Source organism: Streptomyces longhuiensis, from assembly GCF_020616555.1.
GTDB lineage: Bacteria > Actinomycetota > Actinomycetes > Streptomycetales > Streptomycetaceae > Streptomyces > Streptomyces longhuiensis.
Genome location: NZ_CP085173.1, coordinates 1887848 through 1904245, shown reverse-complemented (window position 1 = coordinate 1904245; position 16398 = coordinate 1887848). Strand labels below are relative to the sequence as shown.

General features: G+C 71.0%; 13 protein-coding genes. 8 read left to right on the top strand and 5 right to left on the bottom strand.

Going from position 1 to position 16398, the window contains the following annotated elements; all coding sequences use genetic code 11:
• Window positions 1-26: 26 nt before the first annotated feature.
• Window positions 27-3272 (bottom strand): ATP-binding protein, encoded by a 3246-nt coding sequence (locus LGI35_RS09020; RefSeq protein WP_227293374.1) that lies wholly within the window; start codon window positions 3270-3272, stop codon window positions 27-29.
• An 82-nt stretch (window positions 3273-3354) separates the two neighbouring features.
• Between LGI35_RS09020 and LGI35_RS09015 the strand changes: the two genes are divergently transcribed.
• From LGI35_RS09015 to LGI35_RS09000, 4 genes are all read left to right on the top strand, one after another.
• Window positions 3355-4605, top strand: a complete 1251-nt coding sequence (locus LGI35_RS09015) for an MFS transporter (protein WP_227293373.1) — start codon at window positions 3355-3357, stop codon at window positions 4603-4605.
• Between the two features lie 53 nt (window positions 4606-4658).
• Window positions 4659-5756 (top strand): alkene reductase, encoded by a 1098-nt coding sequence (locus tag LGI35_RS09010; RefSeq protein WP_227293372.1) that lies wholly within the window; start codon window positions 4659-4661, stop codon window positions 5754-5756.
• A 288-nt stretch (window positions 5757-6044) separates the two neighbouring features.
• Entirely contained in the window at window positions 6045-6248 is a 204-nt protein-coding gene (locus LGI35_RS09005; RefSeq protein ID WP_100598391.1) for a cold-shock protein, read from the top strand.
• A gap of 330 nt (window positions 6249-6578) precedes the next feature.
• Window positions 6579-8114 carry a DEAD/DEAH box helicase gene (locus LGI35_RS09000; RefSeq protein WP_227293371.1) on the top strand — a complete coding sequence of 512 codons (1536 nt, stop codon included), beginning with the start codon at window positions 6579-6581 and terminating at the stop codon, window positions 8112-8114.
• A 68-nt stretch (window positions 8115-8182) separates the two neighbouring features.
• Here the strand turns inward: LGI35_RS09000 and LGI35_RS08995 are convergent, their stop codons facing one another.
• A complete protein-coding gene (locus LGI35_RS08995) occupies window positions 8183-9145 on the bottom strand; it encodes an electron transfer flavoprotein subunit alpha/FixB family protein (protein ID WP_227293370.1) in 963 nt (320 codons plus the stop codon).
• 48 nt (window positions 9146-9193) lie between these two features.
• Window positions 9194-9979 (bottom strand): electron transfer flavoprotein subunit beta/FixA family protein, encoded by a 786-nt coding sequence (locus tag LGI35_RS08990; RefSeq protein ID WP_227293305.1) that lies wholly within the window; start codon window positions 9977-9979, stop codon window positions 9194-9196.
• Window positions 9980-10124: 145 nt separating this feature from the next.
• Here LGI35_RS08990 and LGI35_RS08985 point away from each other — a divergent pair, with 145 nt between their 5' ends.
• From LGI35_RS08985 to LGI35_RS08975, 3 genes are all read left to right on the top strand, one after another.
• Window positions 10125-10793: a TetR family transcriptional regulator gene (locus LGI35_RS08985; protein ID WP_376601375.1), complete on the top strand. Its 669-nt coding sequence runs from the start codon at window positions 10125-10127 to the stop codon at window positions 10791-10793.
• A 175-nt stretch (window positions 10794-10968) separates the two neighbouring features.
• On the top strand, window positions 10969-11340 hold the full coding sequence (locus LGI35_RS08980; protein ID WP_227300250.1) for a Zn-ribbon domain-containing OB-fold protein: 372 nt from the start codon (window positions 10969-10971) through the stop codon (window positions 11338-11340).
• Between the two features lie 66 nt (window positions 11341-11406).
• Entirely contained in the window at window positions 11407-12270 is an 864-nt protein-coding gene (locus LGI35_RS08975; RefSeq protein WP_227293368.1) for a 3-hydroxybutyryl-CoA dehydrogenase, read from the top strand.
• A 19-nt stretch (window positions 12271-12289) separates the two neighbouring features.
• Here LGI35_RS08975 and LGI35_RS08970 read toward each other — a convergent pair whose 3' ends face one another.
• Together LGI35_RS08970 and LGI35_RS08965 are read right to left on the bottom strand one after the other, a co-directional pair.
• Window positions 12290-13552 (bottom strand): arginine deiminase, encoded by a 1263-nt coding sequence (locus LGI35_RS08970; protein WP_227293367.1) that lies wholly within the window; start codon window positions 13550-13552, stop codon window positions 12290-12292.
• A gap of 40 nt (window positions 13553-13592) precedes the next feature.
• Complete coding sequence (locus tag LGI35_RS08965) at window positions 13593-15053, bottom strand: basic amino acid/polyamine antiporter (protein WP_227293366.1); 1461 nt, start codon at window positions 15051-15053, stop codon at window positions 13593-13595.
• Between the two features lie 185 nt (window positions 15054-15238).
• Between LGI35_RS08965 and LGI35_RS08960 the strand changes: the two genes are divergently transcribed.
• Window positions 15239-16330 carry a baeRF3 domain-containing protein gene (locus LGI35_RS08960; protein WP_227293365.1) on the top strand — a complete coding sequence of 364 codons (1092 nt, stop codon included), beginning with the start codon at window positions 15239-15241 and terminating at the stop codon, window positions 16328-16330.
• The last annotated feature ends 68 nt before the right edge of the window (window positions 16331-16398 follow it).

Genomic DNA, 16398 nt, shown 5'->3' with positions numbered 1-16398 from the left:
AGTGGGCGGACCGTACTCGCTGTGACTCAACGACCCGAGTGGGGCGACCTGCTGAAGCCCCCAGGGCCCTGACCTGACGCGGCAGCCCGGAAGGGGAGTCGCGCCGTACGGGCCGCCTTCTCCGATGACAGGTTCGCACCGTGCCGGTACGCCTCCGTAAAGGCCGGGTCGCCCAGCGCAGCCGTCGCCCTCGCCGTGACGCGGTCCACGTCGCCGCGTTCCGCGGACGGGAGCGGTGCGCCCGCGCCGCGGCGGGCCGCGCCCGCGGCACCGAGGAGTACGGCCGCCCGGCCCGCGTCCCCGGCCAGTGCTGCCGCGCCTGCCAGGCCCTCCAGGGAGAGGGCCACGGCGCGCGGCTCGCCGATGGCGCAGGCGACGTCCAGACCGAGCAGGTGGTGGGCGGCCGCCCCGGCCGCGTCCCCGCGCAGCTCGGCGACGAAGCCCAGTTCCGCCTGGAGCAGATGGTCACCCGCCTGAGACGACACGTCACCGAACCCGTCGCGGATCCGCAGCAGATGCGCCTGTGCCGCATCGAGGTCGCCGGAGCGGCGTGCGCCGAGGGCGAGGCCCATCTCCGCGTGGAGCTCGCCGTACTTGTAGCCCTGTTCGGACGCCGATCGCCGAGCCTGCTCGTGCAGTTCGGCGGCCCGGTCCCAGTCGCGGTCGAGCAGCGCGAGCCGGCCCAGGCCGGACAACCGGGCGGAGACCTCCGCGTCCAGGCCGAGTTCCCGCGCCATACGCAGTCCCACTTCGTGGCGCCGGGCGGACTCCGCGTACTCACCCTTGATCTCGGCGAGCGCCGCCAGTGGCTCCACCGTCTGCAACTCGCCCCACCGGTCGCCGAGTTCACGGAAGAGCGCAACGCTGCGCAGCCCGTCGCGCCCGAGGGCGTCCAGGTCACCACGGATCAGCGCGTGCATCGACCGCAGCCCGAGAGCCGCGGCCGTACCCCACCGGTCGTCCGTGGCGGCGAAGAGAGCGAGCGCCCGCGAGACGGCCTCCTCACTGGCGGCCAGGTCACCCGACCTGAACAGGCCGTACGCGGAGAACCACACGGCGCGCCCCCTCCGCAAAGGATCGGCGATCGTCACGTCAGGGCGCGGCGCCGCCGAGGGCCGCTCACCCGTCATCAGTCCGAACGCGTCGCTCAGTGACTGGAGTTCGCCCGCGGACGGCACCACGGCGAGCACGGCCGACAGGGCTCGACGGGCCTCGTTCAGACGGCCGCGCAGCAGCCACCACCAGGACAGGGCGGTGGCCAGGCGCACGGCGTCGTCGGTGGCGCCACCCGTCGACGCGCGCCGCGTCGCCTCGTCGAGCGCCGCCCGCAGATTGGCGGTCTCGGCGTCGAGCCGGCCGAGCCACTCGCGCTGCCCGCCGCCACGGAGGCGGGGCTCGGCGCGCTCGGCCAGTTCCGTGTAGTGCCGCAGATGGCGTTGGCGTACGGCGGCGAGTTCGTCCGTCTCGTGCAGACGCTCCGTCGCGTACGCGGCGACGGACTCGAGGAGCCGGTAGCGTGGGCCTCCGCCGCCGGTCACCACGACGACCAGCGACCGGTCGACCAGCCGCGTCACGAGGTCGAGAACCTCGTCGCGGCGCACCCCGTCGCCCGCGCACACCTCCTCCGCCGCGTCCAAAGTGCAGCCGTCACGATGCACGGCCAGGCGGCGCAGCACGATCCGCTCAGGAACGCTGAGCAGCTCCCAGCTCCAGTCGATCACCGCCCGCAGGGTCTGCTGACGCGGCGGCGCACCCCGCCGCCCCGACGTCAGCACCCGGAAACGGTCCTCGAGCCGGGCCGCCAACTCCACTACGCCCAGGGCTCGTACGCGCGTCGCCGCCAGTTCGAGCGCGAGCGGAATGCCGTCGAGGCGCCGGCAGATCTCCAGAACCGCCGCGCGCGTCTCAGGAGTGGCTTCGTCGAGCGAGAAGCCGGGGGCGGCCGCCGCGGCGCGCGCCGCGAACAGGCGTACCGCGTCCCCGGGTTGCAGCGGCTCGACCAGATGGACCGTCTCCCCGCCGACGCACAGCGGCTCCTGGGTGGTGGCCAGGATCCGCAGATGCGGTGCGCGGCCCAGCAGCGTCCCGGCGAGCCGCGCCACCGCATCGACGACCTGCTCGCAGTTGTCCAGGACGAGCACCGCCCTGCGGTCCCGCAGGGCCGTGGCGAGCCGTTGCTCGGGCGCGGCCGCCGCGCCCTGCCCGGGCGGTCCCGAGAGCGCGTCGTCACGCAGGCCCAGCGCAGCGGAGACGACCTGCGCGAGATCGGCCACGCTCCCGCCCTCACCGGCGAGTTCGACCAGCCACACCCCGTCGGGCGCGTCCTGGATCCGCCGGGCCGCCTCGATCGCGAGCCGCGTCTTCCCGACCCCGCCGGGGCCGGTGAGCGTGACCAGGCGCTCCGTGGCGAGGAGTTGACCGATCTCGGCCAGGGAGTCGTCACGGCCCACGAGCGCGGTGAGCGGGGCCGGAAGGTTCGACCTAGGGAGTTCGGACCGCGGCGGCGCGGCGTCCGCGGGAGAGGCCGGAGGAGGGGCGAGCGCCGGGTCCTGGCGCAGGATGGCCTCGTGGAGCGCGGCCAGTTCGGGGCTCGGGTCGAGGCCGAGCTCGTCCGCGAGCCGGCCCCGCAGCTCCGTGTACGAGGCGAGCGCCTCGCTCTGCCGTCCCGTCAGATACAGCGCCCGCAGCTGGACGGCGCGCAGCCGCTCCCGCAGCGGATGGCGTGCGACGAGGTCCGCCAGCTCCCCGGTGAGGAGCGTGAGGTCGCCCGACTCCAGAAGCGCCTCGGCCCGTTCCTCCCGGACGGCCAGCCGCTGCTCCGTCAGGCGCTGCGCGGCAGTGCGGACGAACTCCTCGTCCGCGAAATCGGCGTAGGCCGGTCCACGCCACAACTCCAGTGCCTCGGTGAGGAGTTCGGCCCGTTCGCGCGGACCCGCCGTGGATCCCGCCCGGTCCACCAGCGACAGGAAGCGGTCGGCGTCCACCTCGTCGCCGACCGCGTCGAGACGGAGCCGGTAGCCGGGCGCCTGGCGCACCACGCGATCGCGGCCGAGCGCCTTGCGCAGTTGAGAGACCTTCGCCTGGAGGGCGTTGGCGGGATTCCCGGGAAGATCGTCGCCCCACAGGCCGTCGATGAGGCGGTCGGCGGAGACAGGCCGCCCCTCGTGGACCAGGAGTGCGGCGAGGAGGGCCCTGACCTTCACCTCGGGAACCGCGACCGGCTCCCCGTCGCCGTCGCGCACCGTCAGTGGACCAAGCACCCCGAACCGCATACGAGCACCGTACACACGCCGCGGCCACCGACCGTCAGCGGACCGTCAGCGTTCCCGAAGCCCCGACCTGCACTGTCGTCGCATGACCGGGACAGACGTCACCAGAACAGAGCCGACCCGCACACCACCCGCCGACGCGCCAGCCACCGCCTTCGCCACCGAGAACCGCAAGCTGCCCCTCCCCGCCCTGCTCGCCCTCGCCACCGCCGTCTTCGTCACGAGCCTGACGGAGACCCTGCCCGCGGGCCTGCTGCCCGCGATGAGCCGTGACCTGGGCGTCGGCGAATCGGCCACCGGGCAGACCGTGACGGTCTACGCGATCGGCACCGCCCTCACGGCGATCCCCCTCACCGCGGCCACCGCCGGATGGCGCCGCAAGCGGCTCCTGATGACGGCGATGGCGGGGTTCGGCGTCGCCAACACCGTCACCGCCCTCTCGACGAACTTCCCCCTCACGATGGTGGCCCGGTTCGTGGCCGGAGTCGCGGCCGGCCTGGCCTGGGCGCTGCTCGCCGGTTACGCCCGGCGCCTCGCGCCCGCCCACCTCCAGGGCAGGGCCATCGCGATCGCGATGGCGGGCATCCCGGTCGCACTGTCCCTGGGCGTTCCCGCGGGCACGTTCCTCGGCAAGGCCGTGAACTGGCAGATCGCGTTCCTGAGCATGACCGTCCTGACCGTCGCCCTCCTCGGCTGGATCGCCGCGACCGTCCCCGACCAGCCAGGACTGCGCCAGGGGGCCCGGCCGCCGATGCTGCGGGCGCTCCGCGTCCCGGGTGTGTCCCCGGTCCTCTTCGTCACCCTCGTCTTCGTCCTCGCCCACACCGTCCTCTATACGTTCGTCGCGACGTTCCTCGACGGAGTCGGCATGGGGAACTCCACCGACCTCGTGCTGCTCGTCTTCGGCGCCGCGTCCCTGGCGAGCATCTGGATCGTGGGCGCACTGATCAACCGCCACCTGCGCGCCCTGACCCTCGCGGCCGCCCTGCTGGTCGCCGCGGCGGCAGCCGTCCTGGCCCTGCTGTCCGACAGCCCCGCCCTGGTGTACGCGGCCGTGACGCTGTGGGGCCTCGGCTGGGGCGGCGCCCCCACGCTCCTGCAGACCGCCGCGGGTGACGCGGGCGGCGAGTCGGCGGACGCCGCGCAGGCCATGCTCGTCACCCTCTGGAACGTGGCCATGGCCGGCGGCGGAATCGTCGGCGGGATCCTCCTCGACCTGGTCGGATCCCGCTCCTTCCCCTGGACGGTCCTCCTGCTCCTGGTTCCCGTACTCGCCGTGGTCGTCGCCGCCCGCACCCACGGATTCCCCGCCCGCCGCACGGCGCGTACCTCATGAACACCCGCACCGCACCCCGTCACACCACCCACCCCGATCCGAGGAGCACCGCCATGACGACGTCCCGCCTGTTCGAAACCGCCCGCCTCGGCGCACTGACCCTGCCCAACCGCCTCGTCATGGCGCCCATGACCCGTAACCGCGCCTCCGCGGACGGCGTCCCGCAGCCCGTCATGGCCACCTACTACGCCCAGCGCGCCACCGCGGGCCTGATCATCGCCGAGGCGTCCACGCCCAGCGCCGTCGGGCAGACCTACGCCAACATCACGGCGATCCACGACGCGGCCCACGTCGAGGGCTGGCGACACGTGACCGACGAGGTCCGCGCCGCCGGCGGCCGGATGTTCCTCCAGCTCCAGCACGGCGGCCGGATCGGCCACCCCGACAACAGCGGCGGCCTGACGCCGATCGCCCCCTCACCGGTGCCGCTCCCCGACACGATCCACACGCCGACCGGCCACCAGCCCGCCGTCGTACCGAGGGAGATGACGCCCGACGACATCCGCACCACTGTGGCCGACTTCGCCGAGGCCGCCCGCAAGGCCGTGGCGGCGGGCTTCGAAGGCGTCGAGGTGCACGGCGCCAACGGCTACCTCCTCCACCAGTTCCTCGGCCGGGGCACCAACCACCGCACGGACGCCTACGGAGGAACGGTCGAGGGCCGCGTCCGGTTCGTCGTCGAGGTCGTACGTGCCGTCGCGGACGCGATCGGCCCCGAACGGGTGGGCCTGCGGATCTCTCCGGGACTCACCGTCAACGGCATGGACGAGGGAGACACCGACGACATCTACCCCGCACTCGTCGACGCCCTCTCGGACCTGGGCCTCGCCTATCTGCACATCGTCTACGCCGACCCGGACAACCCGCTCTTCCAGGACCTGCGCAAGCGCTGGACCGGCACACTGATCGCCAACCCCGTGCTGCCGCGGGAGCGGATTCCCGCCGACGGCGGCAGAAGCCAGGGCGAGCGCCTCCTGGCCGCCGGCGCCGACCTGGTGGCGCTCGGCCGCCCGTTCCTGGCCAACCCTGACCTGGTCGAGCGGCTACGCGTGGGCGCGCCCCTCAACCAGGTCCGGGACAGGTACCTGATGTACGTCGGAGGGGAGACGGGCTACACGGACTATCCGTTCCTGTCCGACAGCCGCCGATGAAGTGAATATCAGGTGCCCGGAGCCCCCGGATTTGCTCAATCCGGGGTGAAGGTTCACGGCGACGCGCCAAATATTCTGGCTCACCGTGCTCCGAAGCCCGGTCCGTGCTAGTCTTGATCTCAGTTGCAGTTGTGGTTCCCATAGATACTTCAAGTGCCTTAGGTGACTTCACGTTGCCGGGCGCTTTTCTATTTCCGGATGCATTTTTCCGGGCGGGGCAATCATTGCGGCGACGCCGAGGTCCACACAGTGTGGGCCACGGGCACTGCCCCGAAGGAGAATTTGCATATGGCTACTGGCACCGTGAAGTGGTTCAACTCGGAAAAGGGCTTCGGCTTCATCGAGCAGGAGGGTGGCGGCCCCGACGTCTTCGCCCACTACTCGAACATCGCCACCCAGGGCTTCCGTGAGCTTCAGGAAGGCCAGAAGGTGAACTTCGATGTCACGCAGGGCCAGAAGGGCCCGCAGGCGGAGAACATCGTTCCTGCCTGACGCTGAAGCGTTGAGCACAGCTGGTGCCCGTACCCTGGTGGTACGGGCACCAGCTCGTTGCTGTTTGCGGGGTATCCCGCCCGGGTAGGCACGACCACCGGGTGACACACCACCCCGGCGGGGCGCCAAGGCCCCCGCACCCCATTGATCCGGCCCGTCCGAGAGCCGCCTGCCGCAGCGGAATCCCAGCATTCCGACGTCAGGCGTCGCCATTCTCCGTACCGGCGCGCCGGCTGATTTTCAGTCTGTTATTCGGCTCGTTCTTGCAATTCGTCCGGCACTCATGCGCCGGGAATTCCTCGATACGTGCCATATCGAGGAAGGTTCTCCATGAACCGTTCAGCTCGCACGAACGACCGTTACTCCAACCCTCGCCGGGGCTCCGCCGGCGGCGACCGGGGCGCCCGTTTTCGGCCCCAGGGCCAAGGCCAGGGACGCCCCGGCGGCAAGAGCTCCGGCGGCTACGGGCGCAGGCCCGCCGCGCCGCAGGGAGAGTTCGCGCTGCCTGTCACCGTCACGCCCGCCCTCCCCGCCGTGGAGACCTTCGGTGAGCTCGACCTGCCGGCCGAGATCCTGAAGACGCTCACCGGCCTCGGTGTGACCGTGCCGTTCCCGATCCAGGCGGCCACCCTGCCGAACTCGCTCGCGGGCCGGGACGTCCTCGGCCGCGGCCGCACCGGCTCCGGCAAGACCCTCGCCTTCGGCCTCGCGCTCCTCGCGCGCCTCGCAGGTCAGCGTGCCGACGCCAAGCAGCCCTTCGGCCTGATCCTCGTCCCCACGCGCGAGCTCGCCCAGCAGGTCACCGAGGCGCTCACCCCGTACGCCCGGTCGCTGAAGCTGCGCCTGGCCACCGTCGTCGGCGGTATGTCCATCGGTCGTCAGGCCAGTGCCCTGCGCGGTGGCGCCGAGGTCGTCGTCGCGACGCCCGGACGCCTCAAGGACCTCATCGAGCGCAAGGACTGCCGTCTGGACCGGGTGAAGATCACCGTCCTGGACGAGGCCGACCAGATGGCCGACATGGGCTTCATGCCGCAGGTCACCGAGCTGCTCGACCTGGTGCACCCCGAGGGGCAGCGCATGCTGTTCTCCGCGACGCTGGACCGTAACGTCGACCTGCTGGTGCGCCGCTACCTGCACGATCCGGTCGTCCACTCCGTCGACCCGTCGGCGGGCGCCGTCACCACGATGGAACACCACGAACTGCATGTGCACGGCGCCGACAAGTTCGCCGCCGCCACCGAGATCGCGGCCCGCGACGGGCGGGTCATCATGTTCCTCGACACCAAGCACGCCGTCGACCAGTTCACCAAGCACCTGCTCGGCAGCGGTGTGCGGGCCGCCGCCCTGCACGGTGGCAAGTCCCAGCCGCAGCGCACCCGCACCTTGGCCCAGTTCAAGGCCGGCTCGGTCACGGCGCTCGTCGCGACCAACGTCGCGGCGCGCGGCATCCACGTCGACAACCTCGACCTCGTGGTCAACGTCGACCCGCCGAGCGACCACAAGGACTACCTGCACCGCGGCGGCCGTACGGCCCGTGCCGGGGAGTCCGGCAGCGTCGTCACCCTGGTCCTGCCGAACCAGCGCCGCGACATGAGCCGACTGATGCGCGACGCCGGCATCCGGCCGCAGATCACCCAAGTCCGTTCGGGCGAGGCCGAGTTGAGCCGTATCACCGGGGCTCAGGCGCCCTCCGGTGTCCCGATCACCGGCACCGCGCCGGCCGCGGAGCGCCCCAAGCGCGGCGGTGCCCCGTTCCGCGGCATGGGCTCGCGCCCGGGCCGCGCCGGTGGTGACTCGCGCCGCAGCGCCGAGGCCCGCCAGCTCGCCGACGCCCGCAAGGCCGCGCGGGTCCGCCGCGCCGGTTGAGGCATACGCACGAAGGCCGGAGGCCCTGGACCGATATCGGTCCAGGGCCTCCGGCCGTTCTGCTGCTGTCAGCCCTTGCGGGTGTTGACTTCCTCGGTGAGCTGGGGGACGACGTCGAAGAGGTCGCCGACGACGCCGTAGTCGACGAGGTCGAAGATCGGGGCCTCGGCGTCCTTGTTGACCGCGACGATGGTCTTCGAGGTCTGCATGCCGGCCCGGTGCTGGATCGCGCCGGAGATACCGTTTGCGATGTACAGCTGCGGGGACACACTCTTGCCGGTCTGGCCGACCTGGTTGGAGTGCGGGTACCAGCCCGCGTCGACCGCGGCGCGGGAGGCGCCGACCGCCGCGCCGAGGGAGTCGGCGAGGGCCTCGATGATTCCGAAGTTCTCGGCGCCGTTGACGCCGCGGCCGCCGGAGACCACGATCGCGGCCTCGGTCAGGTCCGGACGCCCCGTCGAGGCACGCGGCGTGCGCGCGGTGACCTTGGTGCCCGTGGCCTGCTCGGAGAACGACACGGCCAGGGCCTCGACCGTGCCGGCCGCGGGGGCGGACTCGACCGGGGCACTGTTGGGCTTGACGGTGATGACCGGGGTGCCCTTGGCCACCCGGCTGGTGGTGGTGAACGAGGCGGCGAACGCCGACTGGGTCGCGACCGGGCCCTGCTCACCGGCCTGGAGGTCGGTGGCGTCGGTGATGACACCCGACCCGACCCGCACGGCCAGACGCGCCGCGATCTCCTTGCCCTCCGCCGAGGACGGCACCAGCACCGCCGCCGGGGACACCGCCTCGTAGGCGGCCTGCAGCGCATCCACCTTCGGCACGACCAGATAGTCGGCGTACTCGGCGGCATCATGGGTCAGGACACGGGTCGCGCCGTGCTCGGCGAGCGCGGCGGCCGTGTCGGCGGCACCCGCACCCAGCGCCAGGGCGACGGGCTCACCCAGACGACGCGCCAGCGTCAGCAGCTCAAGGGTGGGCTTGCGGACGGCACCGTCCACGTGATCGACGTAGACCAGAACTTCAGCCATGGGACTTCTCCTGCATGCGAAAGAGTGAGACGGAAGGGGACAGCGGGGCTAGATGAACTTCTGGCCCGCGAGGAACTCGGCGAGCTGCTTGCCGCCCTCGCCCTCGTCCTTGACGATCGTGCCCGCGCTGCGCGCCGGACGCTCGGCCGCCGCGTCCACGACCGTCCACGCACCCGCCAGACCCACCTCGTCGGCCTCCAGGCCCAGATCCGACAGGTCCCACGACTCGACCGGCTTCTTCTTCGCCGCCATGATCCCCTTGAACGAGGGGTAACGCGCCTCGCCCGACTGGTCGGTCACCGACACCACCGCCGGGAGCGAGGCCTCCACCTGCTCCGAGGCCGTGTCACCGTCACGACGGCCCTTGACCACACCGTCCTCGACCGACACCTCCGACAACAGCGTCACCTGCGGCACACCCAGCCGCTCCGCCAGCAGCGCCGGCACCACACCCGCCGTACCGTCCGTGGAGGCCATACCGCAGACCACCAGATCGAACCCGGCCTTCTCGATCGCCTTCGCCAGCACCAGCGACGTGCCCACGATGTCCGTGCCGTGCAGATCGTCGTCCTCGACATGGACCGCCTTGTCCGCGCCCATCGACAACGCCTTGCGCAACGCGTCCTTCGCGTCCTCCGGACCCACCGTCAACACGGTGATCTCCGCATCGTCCGCCTCGTCCGCGATCTGCAACGCCTGCTCGACCGCGTACTCGTCCAGCTCCGACAGCAGCCCGTCCACATCATCACGGTCCACCGTCAGGTCCTCAGCGAAATGCCGGTCCCCCGTCGCGTCCGGCACATACTTCACGGTGACAACGATCCTCAAGCTCACGCCGGCTCTCCTACCCTGGTGTGGTTCCTGAAAGCGACACTATGGCACTCAGTACCCTCTGGCAAGGTACGTGGTGCCAGAGGGGCCGCTTCGGTGTTACGTTCCCGGCATGACTGAGGCGACCAGACCGGCCAAGAAGGCGCCGATGCGCGAGGTGCTCGCCGAGGCGGCGTTCCAGCTCTTCCTCGACCGGGGTTTCGAGCAGACCACGGTCGACGACATCGTCGCCCGTGCGGGTGTCGGGCGCAGGTCGTTCTTCCGGTACTTCCCGTCCAAGGAGGACGCGGTCTTCCCGGATCACGAGCGCTGCCTCGCCGACATGACGGCGTTCCTCGAAGAGGCCGACGGCAGCGACCCGGTGGGCACCGTCTCCGACGCGGCGCGCCTCGTGCTGCGCATGTACGCGGCCAACCCCGAGTTCTCCGTGCAGCGTTACCGCCTCACGCGCGAGGTGCCGGGGCTGCGGACGTACGAGCTGTCGGTGGTGCGGCGCTACGAGCGCACCCTTGCGGGCTATCTGCGGGAGCGTTTCGAGGGGGAGCGGGACGGCGCGCTGCGGGCCGAGGTGATCGCCGCGTCCGTCGTCGCCGCCCACAACAACGGGCTCCGCTCCTGGCTCCGTTCGGGTGGTGAGGGAGACCCGTACGCTGCCGTGGACCACGCTCTCGGGATGGTGCGCGGTGTGTGGAGCGGCGCGGATCAGGGTGCGGCCGTGACCGCCGCCGAGGACGAAGTCGTCGTGATGGTGGCCCCGAAGGGTGCCCCGATGTGGCAGGTCGTGCAGCGGATCGAATCGGCTTTGGGCCAGGGCTGAGGGCCCGCTCCGGGAGCGGATCCGACTGAATTTGGCACTCAGTACCTTTACAGTGCGGAACTCAGTGCCATACGGTGCGAAGGCGCCGACGCGATGGTGCGGCGCATCAGAGCCGAGCGCAGGGGGCCGAGCCGTGTCCGAGACAGCAACCCACACCGCGCCGATCGGGCACGACGTGTCCCACGCCGCGCCGACCGGGCCCGACGGGACCGGCCTGACGATCCAGCGCTGCCGATGGTGCGGCACCGCCTCGTTCCGGCGGCTTCTGTGTCCGGTGTGCGCGTCGAGCGATCTGCAGGCCGAGCACAGCGACGGTCTGGGCGTCGTCGTGCAGTCCAGCGTCGTGAACCGGTACACGGGCACGGCGCGCAACGAGTCCCTCGTCCGCTTCCCCGAAGGCTTCGTGTTCCGGTGCCGTGTCGTCGGTGCGGCCCCGAACCTGGTGTGGATCGGCGCCCGGGTGCGACCCGTGGCCGGCAGCGACCCCGACGCCGGGGAAGTGGTCTTCGAGCTGTGCGACGCGGGTGGACGCACCGACTGGCAGTGACTCTGCCGTATGGCGACAACTGGTGGCCCGGCAACCAAGGGCAGCCGTAAGAGAGGACGATCTTCGATGCGTGAGTTCGGCAGAGTGGGCGTGGTGGGCTGCGGCCTGATGGGATCGGGCATCGCGGAGGTCTGCGCCCGCGCCGGTCTCGACGTCCTGGTCGCCGAGCGCGGCGAAGAGGCGCTTGCGGCGGGCCGGTCCCGTATCACCGCGTCCCTCGACCGCGGCCTGCGCAGCGGCAAGTTGAGCGCGGACGAGCGCGAAGCCGCCCTCGACAGGCTGGAGTTCACCACCGACCTCGACGAGTTCGCCGACCGTGACCTGGTCGTCGAGGCCGTCGCCGAGCAACCTGACGTGAAGACCGCCGTGTTCAAGGAGCTCGACCGGGTGCTCGGGGACGGGGACGCGATCATCGCCTCCAACACCTCCTCCATCCCGATCATCGACCTCGCCGCGGTCACCTCGCGCCCCCAGCAGGTCGTCGGCGTCCACTTCTTCAACCCCGTACCCGTACAGCGGCTCGTCGAGGTCATCCCGACGCAGCTCACCGCGCAGAGCGTCACCGACGCGGTGACGGACTTCGCCGAGCGGCGGCTCGGCAAGACCGTGGTCCACGCCCAGGACCGGGCGGGCTTCGTCGTCAACGCCCTGCTGATCCCGTACCTCGTCTCCGCCGTCAGGATGCTGGAGTCCGGGGCCGCGTCCGCCGAGGACATCGACAACGGCATGGTGCTCGGCTGCGCCCACCCCATGGGCCCGCTGCGCCTCCTCGACCTCATCGGCCTCGACACGGCCCAGTCCATCGCGGAGTCGATGTACGACGAGTTCAAGGAGCCGCTGTACGCGCCCCCGCCGCTGCTGCGCCGCATGGTCGCCGCGGGCGCGCTCGGCCGGAAGTCCGGACGCGGCTTCTACGCGTACGACAGCTGAGCCGGGCGCTCGGCGCCGGTCAGAAGTCGACCGGGTCCCGGATCAGGGGGCATGTCATGCAGTGCCCGCCGCCTCGGCCACGGCCGAGTTCCGCGCCGACGATGGTGATGACCTCGACGCCCGCCTTGCGCAGCAGCGTGTTCGTCTGGGTGTTGCGGTCGTACGTGATGACGACGCCCGGCTCGACCGCGACGGCGTTGTTGCCGCTGTCCCACTGCTGGCGTTCGGAGGCGTAGACGTCGCCGCCGGTCTCGATCACGCGCAGTGCGCCGAGGCCGAGCGCCTTCGCCACGACGTCGACGAACGGGCGTGAGCCCTCGTCGGTGATGTGGAGGCCGGACGGATCGTCGCCGGGGCGCAGCGTGAAGGTGTGCACGGCGTCCATGATGGCCGGGTAGAGGGTGACGATGTCGCGGTCGGCGAAGGTGAAGACGGTGTCCAGGTGCATGGCGGAGCGCAGCTTGGGCATGCCGGCGACGATGACCTGGTCCGCCGCGCCGTTCTCGAACAGCGCGGCCGCCACCTGCGTGATCGCCTGGCGTGAGGTGCGTTCGCTCATGCCCATCAGGACGACGCCGTTGCCCACGGGCATGATGTCGCCGCCCTCGAACGTGGCCTGCCCCCAGTCCCGTTCGGGGTCTCCCCACCACACCCTGGAGCCGGTGAAGTCGGGGTGGAACGTGTAGATCGCCTTCATCAGCAGGGTCTCGTCGTGGCGTGCGGGCCAGTACAGCGGGTTGAGGGTGACGCCTTCGTACAGCCAGCAGGTCGTGTCGCGGGTGTAGAGGGTGTTGGGCAGGGGCGGCATGAGGTACTCGCGTACGCCCGTCGACTCGCGGACCAGGGCCACGTAGTCGGAGCGGAACTCGTCCGGCAGGTCGGTGGTGGCCAGGCCGCCGATCAGATACTCGGTGAGACGGTGCGGGCTGAGTTCGTCGAGGAAGGCCCGGGTGTCGTCCATGAGGCCGAGGCCGACCTCGTTCGCGACGATCTTGTGGTCCAGGAGCCAGGCCTTCGCCTCGGGGATCGTCATGGTCTCGGTGAGGAGTTCGTGCAGTTCGACGACGTCGACGCCGCGTCCGCGCAGCCTGTTGACGAAGTCGGCGTGGTCGCGCTGGGCGTTCTCCACCCACATCACGTCGTCGAAGAGGAGGTCGTCGGCGTTGGTCGGGGTGAGCCTGCGGTGGGCGAGGCCGGGCGCGCAGACCAGGACCTTGCGCAGTGTGCCGACCTCGGAATGGACGCCGAGCGCCGGCTCGGCCGTGGTGTCGTTGCTGGTCACGATGTGCCTTTCCAGAGAGTCGGTGCGACGGGCGGGCCGGTCAGAGGCTGATCCAGCCCACCACCAGGGCGATGACACCGAGGACCGCTCCGGCCACGGACACCGCGAGGATGACGAGTTCGGCGGGGGAGAACAGGCGCCGGCCCTGTTCGCGGCGGGCCATCACGAACAGGACCGTGGCGGGCGCGTAGACGATGAAGGACACCAGGACGAACTTCATCCCGGCCGCGTAGAGAAGGAACGCCGTGTAGACGGTCGCGATGCACGCCACGACGAGTTCGCCGCGCGAGTCGTGGGCTCCGACCGTGAGCGCGTCCGGCCGCACCGCGATCTTCACGGCGAACGCGGCGGCCAGCAGGAACGGGATCAGCGACAGGGCGCTGGTCAGATCGAGCGCGAAGTTGAACGCGTCGTCGGAGAACGAGGTGATGACCAGGACGACCTGGGACAGGGCCGTGGTCATCACGAGTGCGGGCACAGGAACGTCGGCGCGGCTGGTGCGGGCCAGGAACCGTGGCATGTCACTGTCCCGGGCGGCGACGAGAAGGACCTCGGCCGCCATCAGCGTCCACGCGAGATAGGCGCCGAGCACGGAGATGATCAGGCCGACGCTGACGAACACCTTGCCCCAGGTGCCGACCGCCTCCTCGAGGACGCCCGCCATGGACGGCTGGCGCAGCTCGGCGATCTCGCTCATCGGCAGGATGCCGTACGACACGATCGTGACGGAGGCGAAGACGGCGAAGACGCTCAGGAAACCCAGCACCGTCGCGCGTCCGACGTCCTCGCGGCGTTTGGCGTGGCGGGAGTAGACGCTCGCGCCCTCGACGCCGAGGAACACGAAGACCGTGGCCAGCATCGTGCCTCTGACCTGGTGGAACAGTGAGCCCGCGTAGTCGGCGCCGCCGAAGTTCTCCGCGAAGACATGGGGTTTGAGGCAGAACAGGGCCAGCAGGACGAAGACGAGGATCGGCACGACCTTCGCGACGGTGACGATGCGGTTGATCGTGGCGGCTTCCTTGACGCCCCGCCGGATCAGGAAGAAGAACGCCCACAGCCCCACGGAGGAAAGGATGATCGCGAGGGCGGTGTCGCCCTCGCCCAGGGCGGGGGCGATCGCGCCGATGGTCGACATGATCAGTACCCAGTACGTCACATTGCCGACGCAGGCGCTGGCCCAGTAGCCGAACGCCGAGAAGAAGCCCAGATATTCGCCGAACCCGGCCTTGGCGTACGCGTACACACCGGCGTCCAGGTCGGGCCTGCGGACGGCGAGCTTCTGGAAGACGAAGGCGAGCATCAGCATGCCGGTGCCGGCGATGGCCCACGCGATCAGGGCGCCGGCCACGCCGGTCTCCTGCGCGAAGCGGCTCGGCAGGGAGAAGACGCCGGCACCGACCATGGATCCGACGACCATCGTCGTCAGCGTGAGCAACGTCAGCTTGGCCGCGGGCGACTGCTCGGGCTGGTCGGCGGCGAGGGAGCCTTCTGCCTGCGTCATGTCTTCCTCTGGCCGTGGGGCGTTGGAACCGACAGAGGACGACCATATTCATAAAATGTCCGGCATGTCCCATCGGGGGCGTGCGAGTGGCAAGGGGAGTAGCGCCGCGCGCCGAACCGGAATTTCGGGCATATCGTGCATCGAGGAAGCCTTGTGAAGCCTCACGCGTCCGGAAAGGCGCTCCCATGCAGCCCGAACTGACACCCGCCGTGCTCGCGTCGCTGCGCCGGCCCCGGCACTATCCGGCAGTGTCGGTCCTCGTGCCCACACACCGGCGCAAGCCGGACAACGCGCAGGACCCCATTCGGCTGCGCAATCTGCTGGCCGGGGCGGCCAAGGAGCTGGAGGCCGATCCCGCGGTGACCCCCGAGCGCCGCCAGGACGTCGTCGAGCAGCTGGATCTGGCGCTCGCGGAGATCGACCTCGACCACGCCGAGGACGGTCTGGTGATCTTCGCTTCGCCGGGCGAGCACCACGTGTGGTCGCTGCCGCGCACCGTCCCCGAACGGGTCGTCCTCGCCGACACGTATCTGACCCGCAATCTCGTCGCCGCGTACACCGCCGAACAGCCCTACTGGGTCCTCGCGGTCTCGGCGGACCGCGCCGCGCTGTGGAGGGGCGACGCGCGGGGCCTCGTGGAGCAGCACACCGCGGGATTCCCCCTGACCCGGAGCCTCGACGACCCCGACGCCGAACGCAAGGAGCGCATCGGGGACCTGCCGAGCACCTACCGCGACGAGCGGACCCGCCAGTTCCTCCGGCAGGTCGACACGGCGCTCGGCGACGCCCTGGCTCCCACGGCGCGGCTGTACGTCGCCGGTGAACAGGCCGCCGTCACCCTGCTCAACGAGGTCGGCACCGCCACCGAGCACGCCGTCCCCGTGGCCCACGGCGGGCTCGCGAACGCCGGGGCGGAAGACGTGCGTGAGGCGGTGCGGCCCGCCGTCACCGCACAGGAGCAGCAGAGGGTGGCCGCCACCCTGGCGGACATCGAGCGCGCCCGGGGCTGGAAGGAGTTCGCCGCGGGCGTGGACGAGGTGTGGGAGCACGTCGCCGCCGGGCGGGTCCGCGCACTCGTCGTCGAGGAGCACTACCGCACCACCGTCCGGCAGGACGGCGACCACCTGGTCGCGGCCGAGCCCGGCGACCTGGACGCCCACGACGACATCGTCGACGAGATCGTCGAACGGGCCCTGGAGACGGGCGCCGAGGTGCGTTTCGTCCCCGACGAGACCCTCCCGGAGGGGACGGGAATCGTCGGAATCATGCGCTATTGACCTCACCGGCGCCCCTGTCAGAGGTGCCGGAAAGAGCCAGAGCTTCCGAAGAGTCAGAGCTTTCGGAG

Bases quoted from the DNA above. Each gene is read 5' to 3' on its own strand.
- LGI35_RS09010 (WP_227293372.1), top strand. From the start codon at position 4,659: ATGACGACGTCCCGCCTGTTCGAAACCGCCCGCCTCGGCGCACTGACC.
- LGI35_RS08965 (WP_227293366.1), bottom strand. From the start codon at position 15,053: ATGACGCAGGCAGAAGGCTCCCTCGCCGCCGACCAGCCCGAGCAGTCG.
- LGI35_RS09020 (WP_227293374.1), bottom strand. From the start codon at position 3,272: ATGCGGTTCGGGGTGCTTGGTCCACTGACGGTGCGCGACGGCGACGGG.
- LGI35_RS08975 (WP_227293368.1), top strand. From the start codon at position 11,407: ATGCGTGAGTTCGGCAGAGTGGGCGTGGTGGGCTGCGGCCTGATGGGA.
- LGI35_RS09005 (WP_100598391.1), top strand. From the start codon at position 6,045: ATGGCTACTGGCACCGTGAAGTGGTTCAACTCGGAAAAGGGCTTCGGC.
- LGI35_RS08985 (WP_376601375.1), top strand. From the start codon at position 10,125: ATGCGCGAGGTGCTCGCCGAGGCGGCGTTCCAGCTCTTCCTCGACCGG.
- LGI35_RS08960 (WP_227293365.1), top strand. From the start codon at position 15,239: ATGCAGCCCGAACTGACACCCGCCGTGCTCGCGTCGCTGCGCCGGCCC.
- LGI35_RS08995 (WP_227293370.1), bottom strand. From the start codon at position 9,145: ATGGCTGAAGTTCTGGTCTACGTCGATCACGTGGACGGTGCCGTCCGC.
- LGI35_RS09000 (WP_227293371.1), top strand. From the start codon at position 6,579: ATGAACCGTTCAGCTCGCACGAACGACCGTTACTCCAACCCTCGCCGG.
- LGI35_RS09015 (WP_227293373.1), top strand. From the start codon at position 3,355: ATGACCGGGACAGACGTCACCAGAACAGAGCCGACCCGCACACCACCC.